The 16,317-nt window shown below is 70.0% G+C and carries 13 protein-coding genes and 1 tRNA gene; 9 read left to right on the top strand and 5 right to left on the bottom strand.

The genetic code is table 11. The annotated features are described in order from the left end of the window. Positions 1-105: 105 nt before the first annotated feature. Positions 106-1,719 carry a glucosaminidase domain-containing protein gene (locus OG570_RS14910; protein WP_326957006.1) on the top strand — a complete coding sequence of 538 codons (1,614 nt, stop codon included), beginning with the start codon at positions 106-108 and terminating at the stop codon, positions 1,717-1,719. 135 nt (positions 1,720-1,854) lie between these two features. Then, positions 1,855-2,517, top strand: a complete 663-nt coding sequence (locus tag OG570_RS14905; protein ID WP_326957004.1) for a hypothetical protein — start codon at positions 1,855-1,857, stop codon at positions 2,515-2,517. A 1,354-nt stretch (positions 2,518-3,871) separates the two neighbouring features. On the opposite strand, the gene OG570_RS14900 is transcribed toward OG570_RS14905, so the two are convergent. Beyond that, a tRNA-Thr gene (locus OG570_RS14900) sits at positions 3,872-3,944 on the bottom strand. Positions 3,945-4,194: 250 nt separating this feature from the next. Between OG570_RS14900 and OG570_RS14895 the strand changes: the two genes are divergently transcribed. The 4 genes from OG570_RS14895 to OG570_RS14880 all read left to right on the top strand — a co-directional run bounded on the left by OG570_RS14895 (position 4,195) and on the right by OG570_RS14880 (position 10,404). Then, positions 4,195-5,694, top strand: a complete 1,500-nt coding sequence (locus tag OG570_RS14895; RefSeq protein WP_326944878.1) for a threonine/serine ThrE exporter family protein — start codon at positions 4,195-4,197, stop codon at positions 5,692-5,694. Between the two features lie 81 nt (positions 5,695-5,775). Beyond that, positions 5,776-7,221 (top strand): alpha,alpha-trehalose-phosphate synthase (UDP-forming), encoded by a 1,446-nt coding sequence (locus OG570_RS14890; RefSeq protein WP_326944879.1) that lies wholly within the window; start codon positions 5,776-5,778, stop codon positions 7,219-7,221. A gap of 37 nt (positions 7,222-7,258) precedes the next feature. After that, positions 7,259-9,790 carry a trehalose-phosphatase gene (gene otsB, locus OG570_RS14885; RefSeq protein WP_442788272.1) on the top strand — a complete coding sequence of 844 codons (2,532 nt, stop codon included), beginning with the start codon at positions 7,259-7,261 and terminating at the stop codon, positions 9,788-9,790. Between the two features lie 86 nt (positions 9,791-9,876). After that, positions 9,877-10,404, top strand: a complete 528-nt coding sequence (locus OG570_RS14880; protein WP_326944881.1) for a hypothetical protein — start codon at positions 9,877-9,879, stop codon at positions 10,402-10,404. 25 nt (positions 10,405-10,429) lie between these two features. On the opposite strand, the gene OG570_RS14875 is transcribed toward OG570_RS14880, so the two are convergent. Further along, positions 10,430-11,095 (bottom strand): C39 family peptidase, encoded by a 666-nt coding sequence (locus OG570_RS14875; protein WP_326957000.1) that lies wholly within the window; start codon positions 11,093-11,095, stop codon positions 10,430-10,432. 155 nt (positions 11,096-11,250) lie between these two features. Between OG570_RS14875 and OG570_RS14870 the strand changes: the two genes are divergently transcribed. Both OG570_RS14870 and OG570_RS14865 read left to right on the top strand, forming a co-directional pair. After that, positions 11,251-11,862 carry an RNA polymerase sigma factor gene (locus OG570_RS14870; protein WP_326944882.1) on the top strand — a complete coding sequence of 204 codons (612 nt, stop codon included), beginning with the start codon at positions 11,251-11,253 and terminating at the stop codon, positions 11,860-11,862. Positions 11,863-11,866: 4 nt separating this feature from the next. Beyond that, positions 11,867-13,009: a CU044_5270 family protein gene (locus OG570_RS14865; protein WP_326956998.1), complete on the top strand. Its 1,143-nt coding sequence runs from the start codon at positions 11,867-11,869 to the stop codon at positions 13,007-13,009. Positions 13,010-13,107: 98 nt separating this feature from the next. Here OG570_RS14865 and OG570_RS14860 read toward each other — a convergent pair whose 3' ends face one another. The 3 genes from OG570_RS14860 to OG570_RS14850 all read right to left on the bottom strand — a co-directional run bounded on the left by OG570_RS14860 (position 13,108) and on the right by OG570_RS14850 (position 15,516). Then, positions 13,108-13,266 (bottom strand): hypothetical protein, encoded by a 159-nt coding sequence (locus tag OG570_RS14860; RefSeq protein WP_326956996.1) that lies wholly within the window; start codon positions 13,264-13,266, stop codon positions 13,108-13,110. Between the two features lie 186 nt (positions 13,267-13,452). Beyond that, positions 13,453-14,811: a DNA repair protein RadA gene (gene radA, locus OG570_RS14855; protein ID WP_247058747.1), complete on the bottom strand. Its 1,359-nt coding sequence runs from the start codon at positions 14,809-14,811 to the stop codon at positions 13,453-13,455. A gap of 39 nt (positions 14,812-14,850) precedes the next feature. Continuing rightward, a complete protein-coding gene (locus tag OG570_RS14850) occupies positions 14,851-15,516 on the bottom strand; it encodes a hypothetical protein (RefSeq protein WP_326956994.1) in 666 nt (221 codons plus the stop codon). A 275-nt stretch (positions 15,517-15,791) separates the two neighbouring features. Between OG570_RS14850 and OG570_RS14845 the strand changes: the two genes are divergently transcribed. Beyond that, positions 15,792-16,283 carry a CarD family transcriptional regulator gene (locus OG570_RS14845; protein ID WP_005165253.1) on the top strand — a complete coding sequence of 164 codons (492 nt, stop codon included), beginning with the start codon at positions 15,792-15,794 and terminating at the stop codon, positions 16,281-16,283. The last annotated feature ends 34 nt before the right edge of the window (positions 16,284-16,317 follow it).

Below are 16,317 nucleotides of genomic sequence, written 5' to 3'. Positions count from 1 at the left end.
AAAACGGCCCCAAAAGCCCTTCAACCGGGGTTGCAGGCGACTTGAAGTGCACTTACAGGCGGCGCTCCCAGGCTCGGTCCATCACCAACGACCGGGAGTGACGCCATGACCCGCACCAAGATCCGCATCGCCGTCGCCGGCCTCGGCGCGCTGCTCAGTGCCCTGACCCTCGTTTCGCCGGCGGTGGCCGCCCAGCCGACGACCAGCGACCCGGGCACGAGCCAGAGCACGCAGGAGGCTTCGCGAGCCGCCGCGATGCGCGCGGCCGCCGTCGCCGCCGGCTACCAGGACGACTTCATCGCGGTGGCCGGCCCCGCCGCCCAGCGCGTCCACGACGACTTCGACATCCCCGCGTCGGTCACCGTCGCGCAGGCCGTGCTCGAATCGAACTGGGGCCGCAGCGCCCTCTCGACCAACGACCGGAACTACTTCGGCTTCAAGTGCACGTCACCGAGCAACCCGGGGCCGTTCGCCAAGGGCTGCGCGAACTACCCGACGCAGGAGTGCGTCCCCTCGCCGTGTCACACGGAGAACGCCTACTTCCGGTCGTACGACTCGATGGAGAACTCGTTCCGCGACTACGGGCGCCTGCTCACGACGAACTCCGTCTACGCCGGCGCGTTGCCCTACCGACATGATCCGGACGCGTTCATCAGAGCGGTGGGACCGCACTACGCCACCGATCCGAGCTACGTGAACAAGGTCCTCACGCTGATCAACGACTTCGACCTGCGCCGCTTCGACTCGGGCACCGCGCCGGGCGCGTCCTTGGGCGACGAAGGCATCGCGGCATCGGCGTCTTATCGCTACGGCGGCCAGGAGCACATGTTCTCGCGCGGCGCGGACGGTTCCTTGAAGCACTCGTACAACACGGGTACCGACATCGAATCGGAGTCGTACCCGGGTGAACTGGCCGGTGAGCCGGTCGCCTACGTCGCCGGTGATCAGCAGCACGTCTTCGCCTTGCTGACCGGTCACCGCCTTGGCCACTGGTTCTGGCGCCCGACCGACGCGGACCCGATCTTCGAGATCGCCGCGACGGACATCGCCGGGAACCCGACCGGGTACGCGTTCGGCGACCAGCTCCACGCGTTCGCCCGCGGCACCGACGGCAAGCTCAAGCACCTCTACTGGGCGCCCGGCAACGAAGACAAGATCGAGGAGACCCTGGCGCAGAACATCGCGGGCGACCCCGTCGCGTACGTCTGGGGCGACCAGCAGCACGTCTTCGGCCGGACCGCCGACGGCCACCTCGGCCACTGGTACTGGCAGATCACCGACAACGACCCCAACTACGGAACCTGGGGCAACACCACCATCACCGGCACCCCGACCGGGTACGCCTTCGGCGAGCAGCAGCACGTCCTGGCCCGCGGCACCGACGGCACCCTGAAGCACTTCTACTGGACGCCGGAGGACGGCGTCGTCGAAGAGCCGCTGAACGCACCGATCCAGGGTGACCCGATCGCCTACGTCTGGAACGACCAGCAGCACGTCTTCGCACGTACGCCCGGCAACGAACTCGGCCACTGGTGGTGGACCCCCGAAGACAACGCCCCGCAGTACGCGTCCTGGGGCGGGAACATCGGCGCCAACCTGACCGGGTTCGCGACCGAGAACCAGCAGAACGTCTACGGCCGCACCACCGACGGCACCTTGATGCACTGGTACTGGAGCCCCGGCATGGGCAGCCGAGACCTCGAAAACTGGGGCCAGTGACGCACAACTGACGAGAAGGCCGCGGCGACCGCCGCGGCCTTCCTCGCGTGCTCGACGTCCCGGCCGTGCCGGAGGAGTGGCCACTGGGCCGGACGGTCCTTGGCGCGACCGCGCGGCCCCGGCAGAATCCCCCGGATGAGACGGCGGCTCGGCGTGCCGGTCCTGCTGGCCGCACTGGCCGTGGCGACCACCGGATGCGATCCGATCGACGTGGCGGCCTCGCCGTCGTCGTGGACGCCGCGGCCCGCGCCGACCGTCTGGCCGTCGATCCGGGACCTGACGCACTACCTCCCGACCGAAGCCGACGGCAGCGCGTTCGGGGTCGGCCTGACCCGCGCCGGCCCGCTGGTTTCCGAGCCGCCGGCGGCGCTGCTGCGGGTCTGCGATCTCCCCCAGCCGTGGGACGCGCTGGTGCGCTACGGCGCGGCGCTCACCTGGCAAGCCGACGGCCAGGAGATCCGGCAGGTCATCATCGCCTACGGCCGCGTCTCCGCCCGGGAGGTGCTCGACGCGATCCGGGCCGCCCTGGACTCCTGCGGCAGCTTCACCTACGAAGGCACCCGGTACCACCGGACGAGCACCGTGGGAACCAGCGCCGCCGACGCGACCGAGGCCCACGAAGTGTTCTGCACCGGCAGAGCCCCGAAAGCCCCGCCCGAACACTGTTTCGCCCTGCTGGCAAGCCACGACCGGCTGACGCAGCTAGCCATCCCCGGAGGCGGCAAGGACATCTCGGCCGAGCTGGACGCGCTCGTGAAGGTCATCAGCCCGTTCGCGATCGCCGTCGCCCGGACCTGAGCGGAACAAGAGGAGCCGCCAAGGGGGCTCGAACCCCTGACCTTCTGTTCAGAAGGTCAGGGGTTCGATGTGCCCGAGTCGGCGACCTGGGTATCGATGGACACCGGCGGTAGCCAAGGAGTACGGATTGTCGCCGCGAATACGCGACCTTGCGACGCACTACCGTCCGCGAACGACGCACAGATACGCGTGCAGCCTGACCGCAACACCGGCTGCACGCGCACCACCCCTTAGCTCACGAGCTCCGGTGATTCGCTGCGCTAGCGAACGCCTCGATGATCGCCTGGACCTCGTTCGGTCGAAGAACGAAGGCCAAGGCGCCTAAGACGGCGAGCACCAGCAGGAAGATGCCCCCGGCGATTATGAAACGCATCGCCGCTTGTGCCGTTTCAGGCTCCCGAAGCACGTGGAGCGCGAAGCTCCACACGGTCAGGGATTCCCTGATGGGCTGATTCACTGAGTCGCGAGAGCGACGTTTCCACCGACTTCGCGTTACGGTAGTCAAGTAGACCCTCTCCTCCGGTGTGACGCTGGACATGGGGTTTGCACCGGGCGTCCCTCGTGGCTGCGAGGGGCGCCCATCTTTATCTCGTTCGGAGTATCCCCACTACTAGGGGTGTGGCGCCAGCAGTCTTCACCCCTTAAGTCGCTAGGCCATTCGGAGTAGCGGTAATTCTTTCGAGTGCAGCTCTCGACTCTAAGTAAGACTTGGACCGATCAACGAGCCCGATCAGGGTCCATGACACACCATGCAGGGACACCGACGTGTTGTTGCGCCTACAGCAAGTACCGAAACTTACAGTTCGCTGTTGCAAATAGTTTGTTCGGCCATCAGGTATCGCCGCTCGGCCGGGCACAAGGTTCGATCGATTCGCCCGCAACTGCTCGATGTCCGGATGCACGTTCGCCGCGCCAGAAGACTTCTTCGGTCGCCTCGCCCGTAGGCAACAGTGACCCGAATCCGGGTACGGCAGGTCGAACCCGATCGCGCGGTCGCCCTGGCGTCTCCGACATCGCCTTGCTCGATCCCGAAGTCGACAGCGCGCAAGGGCGAGCAGCAGACTCCTCGCAGTCGCTTAATTCGTTATTCACCGCAAATACGGCGTCGTCGTCGACTGCCCGAGCCACATGGTGGCCGCTCGGTCGCGTCGACCAGCAACACCGCCGGGTTGCGATCGAGTCCGTCACGGGGGCGATTATGGTCGCCTCGCCCAGCACCGAACGCTGTAAGCCCGCCCTCGAACGCTCCGGCCAGGATTACTACCTAGTCCGCTTACCGCGTCGAGCGCAGCGCCGTCCGGAGCGTCGGCCGGAAGGGCGATCGCCGTCGCCCGGACCTGAGCGGAACAAGAGGAGCCGCCAAGGGGGCTCGAACCCCTGACCTTCTGTTTACAAGACAGATGCTCTACCAGCTGAGCTATAGCGGCCTGGCGCCGCAGCGCCGCTCGCAGTCTACCGGGCCCCCGCCGCGCGCCCCGGGGAGCCACCCCCGCCTGCCCGTCTCGAAGATCGGGACGACGGCGTCGGCCGGCCCCCGGCGAAAGCCGTCCAGCGAGCGCAGATCCCCTGGTCAGGACAAGATGATCAGAACGTGGTGGACGCCACTCCATGATCCGTGCAACGGTCGGGGGACGGGCGTCGATGGTCCTCGGGAACGAGCGAGGAGGTGGATGGATCATGAAGATCAACGAGCGCACCAACGGGGGCAAGGCGACCAGATGGCCCCTGCTGGAACCGCCCGCGCAGAGACCGCGCACCCACCGGCCGAACCTGTTGCGACGCCGTCCCTGGCACGTTCTCGAAGCGCCCACCGGGGAGTTCCCGGCGGTCGACGCCGAGGAGGCGATGGGGCCGCAGCTGCCCGATGACGCCACCGTCAACTTCGTGCTCGACCTCTCCCTGCGCCTCGGCGAGGTGCAGATGGCCAGCGGCGCCGGTGCCTCGGACGTCAGCGCGACGATCATCGCCGTCACCGCCGCGCTCGGGCTGCCGCACTGCGAGGTCGACGTCATCTTCACGTCGATCACCGTGACCTGCCACCGCGGCACCGACCTCGCGCCGGTGACCGCGCTGCGCGTCGTGCGCAGCCGCAGCCTCGACTACACGCGGCTGACCGAGACCGAGAAGCTCATCCGCCGGATCGTCCGCGGGCACCTCGGCGCCGAGCAGGCGCAGACCGAGCTGGAGCGGATCTCGCAGGCGCCGCACCCGTACCCGCGCTGGGTCGCGACGCTGGCCTGGGGCGGGGTCGCCGCGTTCATCACCATCCTGCTCGGCGGCGGGCCCGACATCGCCGCCGTCGCGTTCGTCATCAGCGGCGTGATCGACCGGATCGGGCGGTTCGTCAACCGCTACTCGCTGCCGTTCTTCTTCCAGCAGGTGATCGGCGGCCTGGTCGCGACGCTGTCCGCGATGACGATCATGCGGACCCACGTCCTGACCACCGACAAACCGACGCTCGTCGTCGCGGCCGCGCTGACCGTGCTGCTGTCCGGGCTGTCGACGGTCTCGGCAGTGCAGGACGCCATCACCGGCTACAACGTCACCGCCGCCGGCCGCACCATGGAAGTGGTGCTGATGTCGGCCGGCCTGATCTCCGGGGTCGTGCTGGCCCTGCGGATCGCCGTGATGCTCGGGCTGCCGCCCACCCCGCTGCCCGACGTCCCCACCTCCACACCGCAGCACCTGCCGCTGGTCATCCTCGGCGGGGCCGGCGCCTCGGCCTGCTTCGCGCTCGCGTCCTACTCCAAGATGCGCGCGATGCTGGTCGCGATGGCCGCCGGCGCGATCGGCGCGACCGTCTACGGCGGGCTCACGGTGATCCGGCTCGACGGCGTCAGCTCGTCCGCGATCGCCGCGACGCTGGTCGGGTTCTGCGGTGGCGTGCTCGCGCGACGACTGGGCGTCACGCCGCTCGTCGTCGCCGTGTCCGGGATCACTCCCCTGCTCCCGGGCCTGTCCACCTATCGTGGTCTATACCAAATCGGGGTCGAGCCGAACGGCAATATCTCGACGCTCATGACGGCGGTCGCAATCGGGCTTGCGCTGGCAGCGGGCGTGGTACTCGGCGAATGGCTCGCTCAGCCGGTCCGCACCGGCTTGGGCAGGCTCGAACGCCGGTTCGCCGGACCACGCATGGCCGGTCCGCTCGAACCGGCCGATCGGCGCTTGGAGTAACCCGACGGTCACCGGCTGTTCATCGCTCACGCGATAGGGTTTCACTCTGGGGCCGCGACCCGGGACGCGAGGAGCGAGCACGTGACTGAAGCGACGAAGGAGAACTCGAACCAGGCGGATTTCGTCGTGGTGGCGAACCGGCTACCGGTGGACCTCGAACGCACGACCGACGGAGAACGCCGCTGGACGGCCAGCCCGGGCGGGCTGGTGTCGGCGCTCGAGCCGTTCCTCCGGTCGCGCAAGGGCGCGTGGGTCGGCTGGCCGGGCGTGCCCGACGTCGACGTCGAGGAGTTCGACGACGACGGCCTCGTGCTGCACCCCGTCTCGCTGAGCGCCGACGAGGTCCGCGACTACTACGAGGGCTTCTCCAACGCGACGCTCTGGCCGCTCTACCACGACGTCGTCGAGCGCCCGGTGTTCGACCGGGCCTGGTGGAACAGCTACGTGAAGGTGAACCAGCGGTTCGCGCAGGCCAGCGCCGAGGTCGCCGCGCCGGGCGCGACGGTCTGGATCCAGGACTACCAGCTGCAGCTGGTGCCGGCGATGCTGCGCGAGCTGAGACCGGACCTGCGCATCGGCTTCTTCCTGCACATCCCGTTCCCGCCGGTCGAGCTGTTCATGCAGATGCCGTGGCGCGCCGCGATCATCCGCGGCCTCACCGGCGCGGACCTCGTCGGCTTCCACCGCCCCGGCGGGGCGCAGAACTTCCTGTGGCTGTGCCGCCAGCTGATCGGCCTCGAGTCGACGCGCGGCGCGGTCGGCGTCCGGTCGCGGCCGGGCACCATGCAGGTCGGCGACCGGACCGTGCGGGTCGGCGCGTTCCCCATCTCCATCGACGCCGCCGGCCTCGACCAGCTGTCCCGCACGAAGGGCGTCCAGGAGCGGGCCGCGCAGCTGCGGCGCGACCTCGGCAACCCGAAGACCGTGCTGCTCGGCGTCGACCGCCTCGACTACACCAAGGGCATCGACCTGCGGCTGCAGGCGCTGCACGAGTTGCTGCACGAGGGCAGGCTCCAGCCGGACGACGTCACGTTCGTGCAGCTGGCCACGCCGAGCCGCGAGCGCGTCGAGCACTACCAGCGGATGCGCGGCGAGATCGAGCAGATGGTCGGCCGGATCAACGGCGAGTTCTCCCGCGTCGGTCACCCGGTCGTGCACTACCTGCACCAATCGGTCGACCGCACCGAGCTGGCCGCCTTCTTCTCCGCCGCGGACGTCATGGTCGTGACGCCGCTGCGTGACGGCATGAACCTCGTCTGCAAGGAGTACGTCGCCACGAGGCACGACCTGGGCGGTGCGCTGGTGCTCAGCGAGTTCGCCGGCGCGGCCTCGGAACTCTCTAGCGCATTCCTCGTGAACCCCCACGACCTGGACGGGGTGAAGGATGCTCTGGTGGCTGCCATTACGCTCGACCCGGCTGAGGGCCGTCGCCGGATGCGCGCCATGCGTCGCCAGGTCCTCACACATGACGTCGACCGTTGGGCGCGCTCGTTCTTGCAGGCGTTGGGTGCCGAAGCGGTCGACTGATTGGTCCCGACCACGCACGAGCTCCTGAGGAGGAGTGTTGACTGCCGAGGCCCTGCCCGCCGAGCTGCGGCGCGCGATCGTCCAGATCGCCCGTACTCCGCGACTGCTGGTCGCCTGCGACTACGACGGCACGCTGGCTCCCATCACGCTCAACCCGGACGAGGCCCGGCCGCTGCCGGAGTCCGTTGGCGCCCTCAGATCGCTCGCCGGTCTGCACGAGACGACCACCGCGGTCATCTCGGGCCGGGCCCTGCGCGACCTGGCCACGCTGTCGCGGCTGCCGTCCGAGGTGAACCTCGTCGGCAGCCACGGGTCGGAGTTCGACATCGGTTTCATCCACGCGCTGGACGACAAGGCGCGTGAGCTGCACCGACGGCTCGAGACCGAGCTCGAACAACTCGTGCTCGACGTCCCGGGCGTGTCGCTGGAGGTCAAGCCGGCCAGCATCGCGGTGCACGTGCGCCGCGCCGAGCACGAGGCCGGCCGCCGCGTGCTCGCGGACGTCCACAACGGACCGTCGAAGTGGGACGGCGTCTCGACCACCGACGGCAAGGAGGTGGTGGAGCTCGCGGTCGTCCAGACGGACAAGGGCCACGCGCTCGACATCCTGCGCCACCAGGTGGGCGCGACCGCGGCGATCTTCCTCGGCGACGACGTCACCGACGAGAAGGCCTTCTCCCGGCTCTCCGGCCCCGACCTGGGCATCAAGGTCGGCGACGGCGAGACGCTGGCGGGCTACCACGTGCCGGACACCGTCGACGTCGCGCTGGTCCTCGGCTTCCTGCTGGAGGAGCGGCGCAACTGGCTGTACGGCGAGTCGGCGCCGCCGATCGAGCGGCTGTCGATGCTGGCCAACGAGCGCTCGGTCGCGCTCCTGACGCCGGACGCCAAGCTGACCTGGCTGTGCCACCCGGGCCCGGACGCGCCCGCGGTGTTCGCCGACCTGCTCGGCGGCGAGGGCGCGGGCCACTTCTCCATCAAGCCGCACCGCAACGGCCTCCCGCTCGGCCAGCGCTACCTGCCGAACACGATGACGGTCGAGACGCGCTGGTCGCGCCTGCTCGTCACCGACTACCTCGAGCCGGAGAGCGCGCCGCACCGGACGGACCTGGTCCGCGTCATCTCCGGTGAGGCGGCCGCGGCCGTGACGTTCGCGCCGCGCCCCGAGTTCGGCGGTGTGCCGGTGAGCCTGGAGATCACCGAGGGCGGCGTCAAGGTGCTCGGCACGTCGGAGCCGTTCGTGCTCTACGCGCCGGGCGTCGAGTGGACGATCACCTCGGACGGCCTGCACGACACGGCCACCGCGCTGGTGCAGCCGACGCCGACCCAGCCGGTCGTGCTGGAGCTGCGCTGCGGCACGCCGGACCTCGGCCCGCACGAACTGTCCGAAGTGGAGCGACGCGACCGCGCGGGCCGGTACTGGAGCGAGTGGACCTCGAAGCTGCAGCTGCCGAAGGTGCAGACCGACCTGGTGCTGCGCTCGGCGCTGACCCTGCGCGGCCTGGTCAACACCGACACCGGTGGCGTGCTGGCCGCGGCGACGTCGTCGCTGCCGGAGGAGATCGGCGGCGTCCGCAACTGGGACTACCGCTACTGCTGGATCCGCGACGCGGCGATGACCGTGCGGGAGCTCGTGCACCTGGGCTCGATCGAGGAGGCCGAGGGCTACCTCAAGTGGCTCCACGGCGTGCTCGCGACGCTGGCCGGCCCGGAGCGGCTCCACCCGCTGTACACGCTCGCGGGCAGTGTCATCGGCGCCGAAGCCGTCATCGAGTCGCTGCCCGGGTACGCGGGTTCGCGGCCGGTGCGCGTCGGCAACCTGGCCAACCACCAGGTGCAGCTGGACGTCTTCGGCCCGGTCGTCGAGCTGGTCGGCACGCTCGCCGCGGCGCGCGGCGACCTGCGTGACGAGGACTGGCAGATGGTGCGCGCGATGGCCGAAGCCGTCACGCGGCGCTGGAACGAGCCGGACCACGGGATCTGGGAGGAGCGGCACGTGCCGCGCCACCGGGTCTACTCGCGCGTCATGTGCTGGGTGACCATCGACCGCGCGGTCAAGCTCGGCGCGCAGTACGGCCGGGACGTGCCGGGTGCGTGGCCGCCGCTGCGCGACGCGATCGCCGCCGACGTGCTGGAGCACGGCTGGAACGACGAGGTCCAGGCGTTCACCACGGCCTACGACGGCACGGACCTGGACGCGGCGTCGCTGTTCGTCGGGCTCACCGGCCTGATCGACCCGGCCGACGAGCGCTTCCAGCAGACGGTGACCGCGATCGAGGCGGAGCTGCGCAGTGGGTCCACTGTGTACCGTTACCGCCGCGACGACGGCCTCCCCGGCGGGGAGGGCGGCTTCCACATCTGCGCGGCGTGGCTGATCGAGGCGTACCTGCTCACCGGGCGGCGCAACGAGGCCCAGGAGCTGTTCGACCAGATCGTGGCGGCGGCCGGCCCGACGGGCCTGCTGCCGGAGCAGTACGACCCGATCGCCGAACGGTCCCTGGGCAACCACCCGCAGGCGTATTCGCACATCGGGCTCATCCGGTGCGCCAACTTGCTGGCGACCAGTTAGCCCTTTCGGTCCGAACTGCCGTCAAGGCCACCTTGCAGGCGTCTCGCGCCCGTAAGGTGGCCTTGACGGCGTTCGGAGGTGATGCGGTGCAAGGAACGTTCGGGCAGGTCGAGTACGTGCCGCTGCCGCCCCGGTTCGCCGAGCGCGTGCGCTGGGGATCGGTCGTCATCGGCTGCTCGATGATCGTCGGCACGGTCCTGCTGTTCGGCCTCACCACGTTCCTGCAGGGCATCGTCCACGGCCACGCGTTCCCGGACTCGTTGCTGGGCAAAGCGGCGGCCGTGCTGCCCCCGCTGGCGGTGCTGGCGATGGCGGTACTGGTGCTGACGTGCCGCCGGTGCCTGCGCGGCGACTACCTCGTGATCGCGAGCGCCCAGTCGGCGCGCAACGCGTTCGTGGTCACCTACGTGCTGACGCTGATCCTCATCATCGGCGCGTGCGCGGTCCCGATCGTGTTCCACGTCTGGCACGAGACCCACGCGGCGCGAGCTCCGGACCTGCTCACGACGGTCGCGACGCTCGCCTTCGCCACCATGGGTTTCCTGGCGGGCATGTTCTACGTTCGCCCCTCGATGCAGACGTTGCGGCGGTTCAGCGACCACCCGATCTGGTGAGCGGGTTCAGTCCACAGTGGACGGCTCAGGCCGCGTAGCCCTTCGGCGGGATGAGCGTCGCGAGCTGGTTGAAGGTCAGCCAGTAGATCTGGTTGCCGCCGAAGCTGGCGGGGTCGGCGATCTTGACCGTCATGTCGGAGCTGTCGTAGCCGATCACCGTGAAGTAGTGGTAGATCGTGTAGTTCGGGTAGCCCGGCGGGTGGTTGTTCGCCGGGGCGACGATGTTCGCGACGATCGCGTAGCCGTTGTTGACGTCCAGGACGATGTCGCGCCACAGCAGGTCGCGCTGGGCCTGCGTCGGCGGGTCGTTCGGCATCTCCTTCGTCTCGTACCAGCTGGTGCCGAGGTCCTGGTTGAGGACGCCGGTGACCTGCCCGATCCAGTCGGTGCCGTTGGTGGTCGTGCCGAGCTGCGAGGCGAGCGTGGCCTGGCTCGGCACGTTCGACGTCCGGGCCGAGATGGCGATCCGGGTCGCGGCCGGTCCGCACCAGTAGCCGGTGTTCTGGACCTGGTACTGGACGTTCAGCACGGCCTCGGCCCGCTCGACGCCGTCGACGTGCGCGGGCGCGGCCATGGCGTTGACGAACCCGGGCGCCGGCAAGACGTACTTCTGGGCCCCGGCCACCGCGGGCGCGGTGAGGAGCCCGGAAACGGCCATGAGCGTGACGAGCCCCAGACGGAATCTGCGCATGACGATCCTTCCCCAGTTTTGACGCCGGTTGGCCAGCGCCGAACAAAGGGATGATCGCGACAAGAGACGCCTGTTGTCTCGTACCGTCCCTGAACGGATCACGACGAAGGTAGGTTCGCCGTGAACGCCGGCGGCGCCTGCGGGCAACAGGGGGCATGCAGGTGATCCAAGAAGGTGCCGACGTGTGGGGGCAGGACCGTCCCGACCTGGGCGGGGCCGATCCGGCACCGGTGTTCGCCAAGCTCTTCGACGCCCACGCCGGGCCGCTGCGGCGCTACCTCGCCCGCCGGGCCGGCGCCGAAACGGCCAATGACCTCGTCGCCGAGACGTTCCTCGTCGCGCTCCGGCGCCGGGAGAGCTACCGGCCGGAGCTGGGCACGGCGCGCTCGTGGCTCTACGGCATCGCGACCAACCTGCTGCGCCACCACGTGCGGTCCGAGCTGCGCGGCTTGCAGGCGACCGCGCGGCTGGCGCACACCGGCGAGCTCAGCCACGCCGGGCACGACGGCCGCGTCGCCGAGCGGGTCGACGCCCAGGCCCGCGCGGCCCAGCTGGCCGGCGCGCTGGCGAAGCTCAACCCGGCCGACCGCGACACGTTGCTGCTCGTCTCGTGGGCCGGGCTCGACGCGGCCGAAGTGGCCGAAGCCCTGGGCATCCCGCAGGGCACGGTGCGCTCCCGGCTGCACCGGATCCGCCGCTGGCTGAGAACCGCCGCCCCCACTCCCGCCATCCCCGCTCCCGCCGCTACCGCCGTGAAGGAGGCGTAGTGCCATGACCGACGACAACATCCGGCAGATCTGGTCCGACGCCGAGCTGGACGCGGCGCTGGCCGACCTCCACGACGACGTCGGCGACGGTGATCTGACGTTTGCCCGCACCTCGCTGCTGGCGGCGGCCGGTGCTGAGCCCGAAACGCCCCCCGCGCCGGCGGAGTCCCGCGGCGCGTGGCGGTGGATCGCGGTGGCGGCCGCCGTCGCCACGCTCACCGGCGGCCTGGTCGTCGCCACGCAGCTCACCAACCGCGACCCCGCCCCCGCCCCGATCGCGCCGGCCGCCACGTTGCCCGGGCTCGACGACCTGCGTGGCGTGGACCTCCCGATCGGCCCCGGCGAGTTCCGGCTCACGACGTCGTCGTCGTGGATGGCGGCCGACAAAGGCGCGAACCCGAAGACCTACGTGGGGATGCAGGCCAGGCTCTGGATCCCCGCCGACCCGGCCGGGGACTGGCACCTGCGCTCCACGCTCACGAACACCCCGACCGGCCTGCAGGTCCCCGTACCGCGCCTCGAACCGGTACCGGTGCACAACACCGACACGACCGGCGCCGGCGGGATCTTCCCCGGCATGTACGGCGGACCCGACTTCCAGGGTTCCTGGGACGCGCCGACCGCGCTGTTCGTCACAAGCCTGCCCGCGGACGTCCAGGCGCTGCGAGCGCAGCTGACCAACGCCCAGGCCGGCGTGGGGACCCCGGTGCGCCGGGGCGAGGAGAACAGCCCCGGAGCGGTCGTCCAGATGGTGCGCAAGACACTGGAGCTGGGCCTGGCCCGCGGCGACGTGCGGGTGGCGCTCTGGCGCGCACTGGCCGGCGTCGAAGGCATCGTGACGACCCCGGGCATGCCCTCCCCGGACGGCCGGACAGGCATCGGCTTCACGGCGAAGGACGGCGGCACCCTGATCGCCGACCAGGCGACGGCCCAGCTCATCGGCTACACGCTGCCGCTGAAGGAGTCGATCGGCGGGCCGGGCATCCAGAGTTCGGAGGTGGTCCCACCGGACTCGTCGACGTCCAACGAGCCCAGAGTCCCGATCATGACCACGATTCCCCCGCCACACTCGCCCCACCAGCCGGCGGAGGAGCAGAACTCGATGGCGGAGAGCTACACGTACTCGATAACCAAGACCGACCACTGACTCGTGGTGGCCGGGCGCCCTGGGGGCGCCCGGCCACCACGCCAAGCCAGTAATGACCTGGCTCACCCAGCCAGCGGTCCACCCTCGGATCGGCGGCATCACCAGGCCGGCCATCCGCCGGGCGCCGACGGCACCAGCGGCCCGGTCACGCGCCGAGCCCAAGGCAGCAGCAGCTCGGCCAGCAGCCGAACCGGCGGCATCAGCGCGCCGACCACCACCAGGCCGGCGGCATCAGCGACCGGTATCCGCCTGCCCACCCTCGGTCCGGCGGCATCAGCGATGCAGACCATCCGCCGGGCGCCCCCGACGCCAGTGGCCCGGCTACCCACCGAGCCAAGGGCAGCAACAGCTCGGCCACCCGCCGAACCAGCGGCATCAGCGCGCCGACCACCACCACGCCGACACCATCCGCCGGCCATCCGACCACCGCCGAGCCGAAGGCGTCAGCGGGCGTGGCTTGCCGCGTTCAGTGCGTCCGCTACGTTCGCCACCTCCAGCACCCGGATCCCGGCCGGGGGCTTGCCCGAGTCCGGCGGTACCAGCGCGTGCGTGAACCCCAGCCGTGCCGCCTCCGCCAGGCGGCGGCCGACGCTCGGGACGCGGCGGATCTCGCCCGCCAGCCCGACCTCGCCCACCGACACCAGCCGGGGCGACAGCGCCACGTCGCCGAACGACGACGTCAAAGCCAGCACCAGTGCCAGGTCGATGCCCGGTTCGGTGATCTTCATGCCGCCGACCGTGGCGACGTAGACGTCCTTGTCGGCGAGCTTCAGGCCGCCGCGCTTCTCCAGCACCGCCAGCACCATCGCCACCCGCGCCGAGTCGAGGCCGCTGACCGCGCGCCTCGGCTGGGGTGCCGAAGTCGACGACACCAGCGCCTGGACCTCGCCCAGCAGCGGGCGCTTGCCCTCCATCGCGACCGTGATCGCCGTGCCCGGGACCGGCTCCGCCGTCTGGCTGATGAACAGCCCCGACGGGTCCGGCACCCCGACGATGCCTTCCTCCACCAGCTCGAAGCAGCCGATCTCGTCGGCCGCGCCGAACCGGTTCTTGATGCCGCGGACCATGCGCAGCGTCGAGTGCTTGTCGCCCTCGAACTGCAGCACGACGTCCACCAGGTGCTCCAGCACGCGCGGACCGGCCACCGTGCCGTCCTTCGTGACGTGCCCCACCAGCACCACCGGCAGCCCGCGCTCCTTGGCCAGCGCGACCAGCCCGGACGTCACCGCCTTGACCTGGGTCACCCCACCGGGTGAACCGTCCACCAGCGGGGACGCCATCGTCTGCACCGAGTCGACGATCAGCACGCCCGGCTTCACGTCGTCGACGTGCCCGAGGATGGCCGAGAGATCGCTCTCGGCCGCGAGGTACATCCGGTCGTGGACGTTGCCGGTCCGCTCCGCGCGCAACCGGACCTGGCCCGCGGACTCCTCGCCCGTGACGTACAGGGAGCGGTCGACCGTTTTCGCCCATTGGTAGGCGACTTCGAGCAGCAGGGTCGACTTGCCGACACCCGGCTCACCCGCGAGCAGCACCACCGCGCCCGGCACCAGGCCGCCACCGAGGACGCGGTCCAGCTCGGACACCCCGGTGCGGCGGGCGCGGGCGGTTTCGACGTCGACTTCGCCGATCGGCCGCGCGGGCGCACTCGGCGCACCGGCCGCGACGCGCTGGATCGCCGGTTTCCCGGCGGCCCCGCGTTCCGCGAACGAGCCCCATTCCTGGCACTCCGGACACCGGCCCAGCCACTTGGCCGCTTCGTAGCCGCAGCTCGCGCAGCGGTAGTTGACGCCTTTCTTCACCCCGCGAGGCTATCGGCGCCCACCGACAAAAACGGGGACCTACCCCTTGTCGTGCGCCGGCGCCGCCACGGGCAGCTCGACGGTAACCGGTCCGGCGTTCTTGAAGACGAACGTGACCTTCACGGTCTGACCGGGCCAGAGCGGCTGCTTCAGCGCGGCGAGCGTCACAGTGCCCTTGCCGACGGTCGCGGGGGCCGCGGTCGGCGTCGCACTGGTGGCAGGGGCCTCAGCGGAAGAGGAAGAGGTAGCGGTGCCCGTGGTGCTGGTCCCGGTCGCCGTCGGCGCTTCCGAAGAAGAGCTCGGCGCGCCCGAGGAGGTGGGCTCGACCTGGTTGGTGGACTCGACCGCGTCGTCCGGGCCGATCACCAGGGAGTGCCCGGCGACGATGTCCTTCGAGCCGCCGACGGTCGCCTGCGTGCCGTCCTCGGTCGTCACCGAGACGAGCGAGTCGTCCTGCGCGCCCTGGTTGACGATCGTCAGGGTCAGCGCCGGGGTCGCGCCGGCCGCGTAGCCCGGGCCGGACGTCGGGTACTGGACCGCCACGTCGCGCATCACGATGGTCTTGACCTGGGCGTGCGTGCCGTTGACGGCGGGCTGCTGCGTGTCGGTCTGGGTGATCTGGCCTGCCCCGCACCCGGCGAGCGCGAGCGCGGCACCGAGCGCCAGCACGCCCGTACCGAGCACGCGACGATTCTGCAGCCTCACGTCGCAGTCCTTCCCTTTTCACGGCCTCGTTCCCGCGAAGACTAGCCCGGAGCGATCTCCAGCGCGGAACCGGTCCGCGTTGTCCTCAAGATCAACCGTCCACAAAGGAATTCCCAATGGTCGCACGGACCCTTCGCCGTAACCTGCGTGAGCACGGGGGTCCGACGTTTGTCAACCCCCGCTCAGGCCGCTGACCTGCGAGGACGACTCCGGCCCGCTAGGTGGGCACTGGCGGACCGTGATAGGATGGGGTCAGCGAAAGGGGCAGAGGACACATGGTTTTCAAGGTCGGAGAGACCGTCGTCTACCCGCACCACGGTGCCGCACTCATCGAAGCCATCGAGACCCGCGTGATCAAGGGCGAGGAGAAGAAGTACCTCGTCCTCAAAGTCGCGCAAGGGGATCTTACGGTTCGCGTGCCCGCTGACAACGCCGAGATCGTCGGTGTGCGTGATGTCGTCGGGCAAGAAGGACTGGACAAGGTTTTCGACGTACTGCGTGCTCCGCACACCGAAGAGCCCACGAACTGGTCTCGTCGGTACAAGGCCAACCTCGAGAAGCTCGCCTCCGGCGATGTGAACAAGGTGGCCGAAGTGGTGCGCGACCTCTGGCGACGAGAGAAGGACCGCGGACTTTCAGCCGGCGAGAAGCGCATGCTGGCGAAGGCGCGGCAAATTCTGGTCAGCGAGCTCGCGCTCGCGGAGGGCACCGACGAGGACAAGGCTGAAGTCCTCCTCGACGAAGTTCTGGAAACCGCGGCGGTCTGACACCCCAGGCCTTCCTGCTCGACGGGCGAGCAGG

The organism is Amycolatopsis sp. NBC_01286 (genome assembly GCF_035982555.1).
In the GTDB taxonomy this organism is placed as follows: domain Bacteria; phylum Actinomycetota; class Actinomycetes; order Mycobacteriales; family Pseudonocardiaceae; genus Amycolatopsis.
Note: the sequence above shows the minus strand (reverse complement) of the source record. Positions and strands in the feature narration are given on the sequence as shown.